This window comes from Acinetobacter uliginosus, assembly GCF_044130295.1.
Taxonomy (GTDB): Bacteria; Pseudomonadota; Gammaproteobacteria; order Pseudomonadales; family Moraxellaceae; genus Acinetobacter.
The window spans coordinates 25,559-33,952 of sequence record NZ_JBIQOC010000060.1 but is presented as its reverse complement, the minus strand read 5'-3'; the positions used below and the strand labels follow the sequence as shown (position 1 = coordinate 33,952).

Sequence of the window (8,394 nt, the reverse complement as noted above, 5' to 3'; positions counted from 1 at the left end):
GGTAGAGTACAAGTTGCTGTAGAAGCATTTTTAATTCGTCTGATCACAGATGCTTTATAAAGTATTTTAATACTTTTTTGAATCCGTCAATGCGTAAGTCCTATACTTTATAAAAATAAATTTATTTTTTCTCATTACTTATGAAAAAACATCGAATAGTTCACAAAGTTATTTTTATTAAAATTTGTTATATTAGTCATCTAAACATCTCCCTCATATTCAAAAGCTGTTGGAATCAATTGTATGAATACTGAAAGTATTGCTGTGCTTGCCGCACAATGGAAGTCGGTTTGCCAAGACTTTTCAACAACTGATTTAAACGACACTTTTCAATTTATTCAAGCACATTCCCAGACCCTGGTCGATGAGTTTTATAAAGATATCATGCAGGAAAAGGAAGCATCCTATTTCTTATCCGATGATATGGTCCAGAACCGCTTAAAAACCACGCTGAATCAATGGTTAATCGATTGCTTTATTGTGCCCTTGCAGCAGAACTTTATCGAGATTGTCGAAAAGCAGCTGATGGTGGGTAAAGTCCATGCGCGTATCGGCATTCCATCCTGGTTAATTATGCGGGGTATCGGTGAAATTGAAAAGAAAGTCTTTTTGCTTCAGACCGAGCAGACGCAAGAAAACCGTCTGACCATTGCAGCGTATATTGTGCAGATACTGGGTTTTGCTTCGGAAATTATGTGTCGCTCCTATGAAGTCAATCTGGAAAAAAATAATGATACAAAACATACCTATCGTTTATTTTCTGCCATGCAGGATGTGTCGGCGCAAAAGGACAAGCAACGCAGTTCATTATTAGACTGGGAAAATGAGCTGATGTTTAAGGTATTTTCGGATGAGCCGAAATTTACACATCCCTTGCTGTCAAAATCTGAATTTGGCTTATGGTTTATCCATAAAGCTGCTTATGCATTTACCGGGACCGAGCAGGTCTCGACCATTATTGACCGTATTCACCAGATTGATTTGCTGAGCCAGCAAGTTTTAAATGCTACTGAAAGAGAGCAGGCCATTCAGCTGATCCAGCATATTCGTGAAAACAACAGGGAGATTCAGCATCTGGTCGATCAGCTGTTTCAGGTGGCTGACTATATCGACTCGGGCAGTGATTCCCTCACTCAACTGCTCAATCGGCGCTATTTACATACCATTGTTTCGCGTGAAATTAATTTTTCCCGTAAAAATAATGCCCCCTTGTCTTTACTGGCCATAGATGCCGATTACTTTAAACGGATTAATGACAAATTCGGCCATGCAGCGGGTGATTCAGCTTTAAAGTTTATTGGTGAAGTGCTGCTCACTTCCATTAAGGGCAGTGATTATGCATTCCGTGCAGGTGGGGAAGAGTTTTTATTGCTGCTGGTGGACAGTGATTTAGTTCGGGCACAAGAGATTGCAGAACAGGTGCGTAGCCGTATTCAGGAAACCACCATTCGTACCAGCATAGGCATCAGTTTTAATTTTACAGTCAGTATCGGCTGTGCACTTTATGATGGACATCCAGACTATCAGCGTTTTCTGGATGCAGCAGATGCAGCACTCTATGCCGCAAAAAATAATGGCCGAAACTGCATTCAAGTCACCAAGCAGGTTGCGAGTTCTTAATCTGGAAAAATTAAATCGATGAATAAAAAACTCCTCATATTCAGGGAGTTTTTTATTTGAAAATTTATGGTGAGTTATATTTTTTAAAGTCAGGCTTCGACAATCACGTAGTATTTTTTCACAGCTTCAAGCACTTCAAAGCTTCCCTTAAAGCCGGGCGGAATAATCCCAGCATTTCCAGCAGTCACTTCAATATAAGTTCCGGTCGCTTGGTCGTGGATGCGAACTACACCTTCAATCACCTGAAAGAACTCCTGTTTGTTGTCGGCAAACTGAATATTCCAGCAACCGACTTCACAATGCCAGATGCCACAGTCCATATTGGGATGTTCATACAGGCTATACGTTTCACGTTGAGGATTACCTTGAACCAAACGGTCAGGGCGGGGGTAATCAATTGATTTTTCAGCGTGCGTTAAACCTTGTCCAGCTAACAGAATTTGCGACATGATCGGTCCTTAATATATGTGCTTCAATCAGGAGATATCAATTTTTGTACGGTGTTATTTAACCACACACAAAAAAAGCCTCAATCGCTATTGAGGCTTTTTTTTTTAGAATTAAATTAATAGCTTTCAGGCAAGGCAGCCAAAAATTCACGACGTTCATCTTTATTGGTTTTGAAATCACCCACAAAAGACACAGTACGGGTAGTCGATTCCTGTTTGCCTACACCGCGCATCATCATGCACATATGCGCAGAATCAATCATTACCGCAACACCGCGTGCTTTGGTCACTTCAGCCACCGCCTCAGCAATTTGCTGGGTCAGGTTTTCCTGAATTTGCAGACGGCGTGCAAACATTTCAGTAATACGGGCAAATTTGGATAAACCCAAAACTTGGCCTTCAGGTAAATAGGCGATATGCACACGGCCATAGAATGGCAATAAATGATGTTCGCAGAGTGAATAGAATTCGATATTTTTGACCAAGACCATTTCACGGTTGTCAGAAGGGAAGACCGCATTATTGGTCACTTCTTCCAAAGTTTTGCTATATCCAGACGTTAAATACGAAAAAGCTTTAGCAGCACGCATTGGCGTATCTTTAAGACCAGGACGATTAAGATCTTCACCAACGGCAGTTAAAATGTTGGCGTAGGATTGCTGCATAGACATAAGACGTGTTCACTTACACTGATATTGAACAAGGACGGCATTGTAGCAGAAAACCGCTACAATGCCCTGTTTTAGAGAAAAATTCCGATTACTGTTTGAATTTTGGGTTCTTTTCTGCACGTTTTAGCAGAACCAGAACAGCACCGGTGCCACCTTGCTTTTCAGGTGCACTGACAAAGGCTAAAACATCACGGTGCTGACGTAGCCAGCCATTGACATAAGTTTTTAAAATGGCTTCAGGACCTTTACCGTGCACAATTTTAATGACATTCTGATTTTCATCTTTTGCCATTTGAATAATCTGCAGTACCGCAACACGGGCTTCTTCCACCGTACAGCCATGCAAATCAACCGCTTCAAACCAGCGCAGGTTACCTGCTTTTAAATCTTCAAATACTTTATGCTGCAAAGTTGCAATGCGATAGCTTAATGTCGCCTGACTGGCTACCGGATTGAGCATGGCCTGTGTATCAGACAACTCTGCCTCATCGGTTTGCATCGGGCCGGTCGCAGCTGCACGTTTCGCTAAAGTTTGTGCATCTGGCTTTTTCTTTGACGCTCTTTCAAGTTTTGCAATGTTGCCGGTGTCTATCTTTTTGACACCTTGCATTTGCTTTTGAAAAAGCGCGAAGTCATCTTCCTGCTCTTGTTCAGCAGTCTTTTGCACAGGCTCAGGCTGCTTCGTAATCTTCGAGGAATGCGGATTAGTGATTTGCTTTTTAAAAGATTTCAGTAAATTGTACTGATCTTTCGAAAGCGAAGAATCATGTTTACTCATAATCTTAATTATTCATCAAACAGTTTCAGGCTGACCAAATAATGCCGTAAAGGCATGATCTGGACGAGGCTGTTTCATAAAACTTTCACCCACAAGGAAGGCATGAATATCATGTTCTTGCATCATGTGGACATCATCTGGTGTGGCAATGCCGCTTTCAGTCACCAATAAACGTGAGGGTTCGAGCAATTTTTTCAAACGCAGCGATGTATTTAAATCGACATCAAAGGTTTTTAAATTGCGGTTGTTTACACCCAGCAAGCAACGTTCTGAAAGTTTCAGTGCACGTTCCAGCTCATCTTCATCGTGTACTTCAACCAGTACATCCAGATTAAGTTCGAATGCAGTTTTAGACATTTCTTCCAGTTGCTGGTCAGATAGACATGCCACAATTAAAAGAATACAGTCTGCATGCAGGGCACGGGCTTCAATCACGCCATAAGGGTCAATCAGGAAATCCTTGCGTAATGCCGGCAGGGCACAGTGCGAACGGGTAATCTGGATATTTTCGTCGGCACCCTGGAAAAAGTCCACATCTGTCAGTACAGACAGACAGGCTGCGCCAGCTTGCTCATACTGCTGGGCAATTTCAGCAGGATTAAAGTTCTCACGAATCACGCCTTTAGATGGAGATGCTTTTTTGATTTCTGCAATCACACCTGGGCGCTTGTGTTGTAAAGACTGTGCAAAACCACGCACAGGCGTTGCTGCTTGTGCCAGTTCTTCCACATCTTTATAGCTGCGTTGCTTAAGACGGGCAGCAAATTCTTCCTGCTTACGGTCGACAATTTTGCCTAAAATTGTATTTGCGATATCTACCATGATCTTTGTCCTACCGTTTTAAGCTTCGTATTCTTTTAAAGTTTTGGTGAATTCAGACAAAATGCCCATTTTTTCTAAAGCTTGGCCGCCATAGATAATGTCATGTGCCAAAGCGACACCTTGCTTATAGCTATGGGTCAAGCCTGAAACGTAGATCCCTGCACCGGCATTGAGTGCAATCATATTTGCCGCCTTTTCACCGATTGCAGATTTTTTCTTGCCTAAAGCATCTTTAATTAAAGCTAGGCTTTCAGCTGCACTATCTACAGAAAGGCCGGTTAAAGTTTGAGATTCAATGTCGACTGCTTCAGGCTGAATTTCCCATTCTGTAATTTCACCATCTTTCAGTTCAGCCACATAAGTTGAAGAGGCAAGACTGATTTCATCTAAGCCATCTTTGGAATGCACTACCATGGCATGTTCTGCGCCCAGCTGTTTCAATACTTCAGCCATTGGGCGACAAAGTTCAGTGGAAAATACGCCAATCACAAAGCGTTTCACCCCGGCTGGATTGGTGAGCGGGCCAAGCAGGTTGAAAATACTGCGAAAGCCGAGTTCTTTACGCGGACCAGCAGCATATTTCATCGCTTTATGGTGATTCGGTGCAAACAGGAAGCCAACCCCCATTTCACGGATGCAGCGTTCAGTTTGTTGCATGTTCAGGTCAAGATTAATCCCTGCCTGTTCAAGCAAATCAGAAGAACCTGATTTGGATGACACACCACGGCCACCATGTTTGGCAATGGTGGCACCAGCAGCTGCAATGACAAAGCTTGATGCAGTCGATACATTAAACAGGTTCTGGCCGTCACCCCCTGTACCCACAATATCAACTAAATGTGGAAGATCGCTGACATCAATTTTAATTGCAAATTCACGCATGACACGTGCAGCGGCAGTAATTTCATCAATACTTTCGCCTTTTAAGCGCAGTCCCATCATCAAGGCACCAATCTGGGCATCAGTGGCCTGACCATTCATGATGGTACGCATCACGTCTTCCATTTGCGGTTGAGTGAGTTCGATATTTTTAGTGATGTTATTTAAAGCTTGTTGAATATTCATAATCTTTGTAGCGCTCATTATGCGTAAATTTCTAAAAAGTTTTTAAAGATCTGATGACCGTGCTCACTCAGAATGGATTCAGGATGGAACTGCACGCCTTCGACCGGCAATGTCTTATGTTTCACACCCATGATCTCTTCCATAGAGCCATCTTCTTCATTGGTCCAGCAGGTCACTTCCAGGCATTCTGGCAATGTCGCCTGATCAATCACCAGTGAGTGATAGCGCGTTGCAGAAAATGGGGAAGGGAGATTACTGAAAATCCCTTTATTGCTGTGATACATGTCCGATAAACGGCCATGCATGACTTTTTTAGCCCGAATTACATTTCCACCAAAAGCTTGTCCAATACTTTGATGTCCCAGGCATACGCCCAATAGGGGGATTTTACCGGCAAAGTGCTGGATCGCTGGAATAGAAATACCTGCTTCGGAGGGAGAACAAGGGCCAGGACCAATGACGAGATACTTTGGTTGCCATCGCTCGATATCTTCCAATGTCACGGCATCATTACGGACTACTTTTACTTCCTGATTTAACTCGCCAAAATATTGCACGATGTTGTAGGTAAAAGAGTCATAGTTGTCGATCATTAAAAGCATGAGCTAACCTATTGAAATTTGCGCACATATATGTGCTCGAATAGTCCAAGAATACTCGCATGATTCAGATTTTCACTGCCTGGTCCAACTTAAACTAAAGGCAGTAAAATGGCTAAAAAAATGGAGTGCGAATCATCATAGCAAAAAATAAACATTTTCGGCTGAACTATTTCCATGATAATGATTTTATAGAAATCACTACATGAGAATAAGCTGATTTATTTGCATTTTATGTTGAAGAAAATTCATCGAAGATGAGGTTAATCATCTTATGTTATTTTGAAAATACGCTACAAGTACTACCTCCATTTAAAAGCTTAATATAAGATACTTAGTTTGTATTAGTAATAAACTATTTTTAAGTAAGTATGGCGCTAGTTAAATTAATGTGATTGAAGTTTGGCTTCATAAAGGTTCATAAAACTGTTGCAATCAGATTGGCAGCTTGTCACCAAAATGGCGCAGAGTATTTCACGCTTTCGACTGTTTGAAATATCTGCAATTTAAGGGCCAAAAATAAAAAACATATCTATAATAATAAGATAGCTTGTATTTATGCTTTAGGTGAGTTTTAGCTTGAAATAGAAAATGCTGAAAATATTCAATAATGAAATCATTAACATGACAGAAAATAAATTATTAAGAATTTATTTTAAGCAGAACTGATGGATATTCAGGCAAATCGCAAGAAAAATAGGACTCTTATAAAAGGGAAAAATAAATATGCACCAATTTGATACACTAAAAGCTACTTTTCAAGTAAATGTGATTATGAGTGTTTGAATATGGTGCATTTAGATTTACACACAGTATAATAGCAACAAAGCAAAAGGCTCAAATCTTCTATTCTGATAAAGAATTCAATATTTTAGCTTTGCTTTTTAAAAGTTGGTACGAGAATTGCTTTATAGACACCAACTACTAACACGCACTTAGCAGGTGCAACAAAAAATCATCGGAGCAAAATGAGCATGGCGAACAAGGTCCTTCAACTCATCCAAGAAAGTGGCGCAAAATGGGTCGATTTTCGCTTTACTGATACTAAGGGTAAAGAGCAGCACGTAACTTACCCTGCAGATACAATCGACGAAGATACTTTTGAAGACGGTAAAATGTTTGACGGTTCTTCAATTGCTGGTTGGAAAGGCATTGAAGCATCTGACATGATCTTGCGTCCAGACGCTGAAACATGTTTCCTTGACCCGTTCTTCGCTGAAGCTACAGTTGTGGTAACTTGTGACGTAATCGAGCCATCTACTGGTCAAGGTTATGAACGTGACCCACGCTCTATCGCTCGCCGTGCAGAAGAATACTTAAAATCAACAGGTATCGGTGATACTGCATTCTTCGGTCCAGAACCAGAATTCTTCGTTTTTGACGAAGTAAAATGGGACATCGACATGTCTGGCGCACGCCACACATTGATCGCTGAAGAAGCTGCTTGGTCTACTGGTAAAGATTACGAAGCTGGTAACTCTGGTCACCGTCCACGTGTTAAAGGCGGTTATTTCCCAGTTCCTCCTGTAGATTCTTCACAAGATATGCGTGCTGATATGTGTGCCCGTATTGAAGACATCATGGGTCCAGGTCGTGTAGAAGTACATCACCATGAAGTTGCATCTTGCCAGTTAGAAATTGGTGTGAGCTTCAATACTATGGTGCGTAAAGCTGACGAAGTTCAACAGTTTAAATATGCAGTTTGGAACGTTGCACACCAATATGCTAAAACTGCGACTTTCATGCCTAAACCAATGGTAGGTGACAACGGTTCTGGTATGCACGTGCATATGTCAATCTCTAAAGATGGCAAGAACCTGTTTGCTGGTGACGAATATGCAGGCCTTTCTGAAATGGCATTGTACTTCATCGGCGGTGTGATCAAGCATGCTCGTTCATTGAATGCAATCACTAACCCATCTACTAACTCGTACAAACGTTTAGTTCCGCATTTTGAAGCGCCAATCATGCTTGCTTACTCAGCACGTAACCGTTCTGCTTCTATCCGTATTCCTTACGTTTCTAGCCCTAAAGGCAAACGTATTGAAGCACGTTTCCCAGATCCAATGATGAACCCGTACTTAGGTTTCGCTGCATTGTTGATGGCTGGTCTTGACGGTATTCAAAACAAGATTCACCCAGGTGAAGCTGCTGACAAGAACTTGTATGATCTTCCTCCTGAAGAAGAAGCTAAAATCCCTACAGTGGCTCACAGCCTGGATATGGCGCTTGAAGCTCTTGCAGCGGATCATGATTACCTGCTTAAAGGTGGCGTGTTCACTAAAGAAATGCTTGAAGCCTATATCGAACTTAAAACTGAAGAAGTACGTCGTCTGAACACGACTACTCACCCAGTTGAATTTGATATGTATTACAGCCTGTAATTCATA

General features: G+C 41.6%; 8 protein-coding genes. 2 read left to right on the top strand and 6 right to left on the bottom strand.

Translation table 11 applies throughout. The annotated features are described in order from the left end of the window. Nucleotides 1-243: 243 nt before the first annotated feature. Nucleotides 244-1,620 (top strand): diguanylate cyclase, encoded by a 1,377-nt coding sequence (locus ACE01T_RS11980; RefSeq protein WP_395519331.1) that lies wholly within the window; start codon nt 244-246, stop codon nt 1,618-1,620. A gap of 89 nt (nt 1,621-1,709) precedes the next feature. On the opposite strand, the gene ACE01T_RS11975 is transcribed toward ACE01T_RS11980, so the two are convergent. The 6 genes from ACE01T_RS11975 to ACE01T_RS11950 form a co-directional block, all read right to left on the bottom strand. Continuing rightward, nucleotides 1,710-2,069 (bottom strand): cupin domain-containing protein, encoded by a 360-nt coding sequence (locus ACE01T_RS11975; protein WP_180042706.1) that lies wholly within the window; start codon nt 2,067-2,069, stop codon nt 1,710-1,712. A gap of 116 nt (nt 2,070-2,185) precedes the next feature. Then, nucleotides 2,186-2,734, bottom strand: coding sequence for a GTP cyclohydrolase I FolE (gene folE / locus ACE01T_RS11970; RefSeq protein ID WP_180042744.1), 549 nt, complete (start codon nt 2,732-2,734; stop codon nt 2,186-2,188). A gap of 94 nt (nt 2,735-2,828) precedes the next feature. Beyond that, nucleotides 2,829-3,518, bottom strand: a complete 690-nt coding sequence (locus ACE01T_RS11965) for a Smr/MutS family protein (RefSeq protein WP_180042705.1) — start codon at nt 3,516-3,518, stop codon at nt 2,829-2,831. Between the two features lie 15 nt (nt 3,519-3,533). Further along, nucleotides 3,534-4,340 carry an indole-3-glycerol phosphate synthase TrpC gene (gene trpC / locus ACE01T_RS11960; RefSeq protein ID WP_395519330.1) on the bottom strand — a complete coding sequence of 269 codons (807 nt, stop codon included), beginning with the start codon at nt 4,338-4,340 and terminating at the stop codon, nt 3,534-3,536. 18 nt (nt 4,341-4,358) lie between these two features. Then, nucleotides 4,359-5,405 (bottom strand): anthranilate phosphoribosyltransferase, encoded by a 1,047-nt coding sequence (trpD, locus tag ACE01T_RS11955; RefSeq protein WP_180042743.1) that lies wholly within the window; start codon nt 5,403-5,405, stop codon nt 4,359-4,361. A gap of 17 nt (nt 5,406-5,422) precedes the next feature. Then, a complete protein-coding gene (locus ACE01T_RS11950) occupies nt 5,423-6,007 on the bottom strand; it encodes an anthranilate synthase component II (RefSeq protein ID WP_086194983.1) in 585 nt (194 codons plus the stop codon). A gap of 965 nt (nt 6,008-6,972) precedes the next feature. Here ACE01T_RS11950 and glnA point away from each other — a divergent pair. Further along, a complete protein-coding gene (gene glnA / locus ACE01T_RS11945; protein ID WP_171263131.1) occupies nt 6,973-8,388 on the top strand; it encodes a type I glutamate--ammonia ligase in 1,416 nt (471 codons plus the stop codon). The last annotated feature ends 6 nt before the right edge of the window (nt 8,389-8,394 follow it).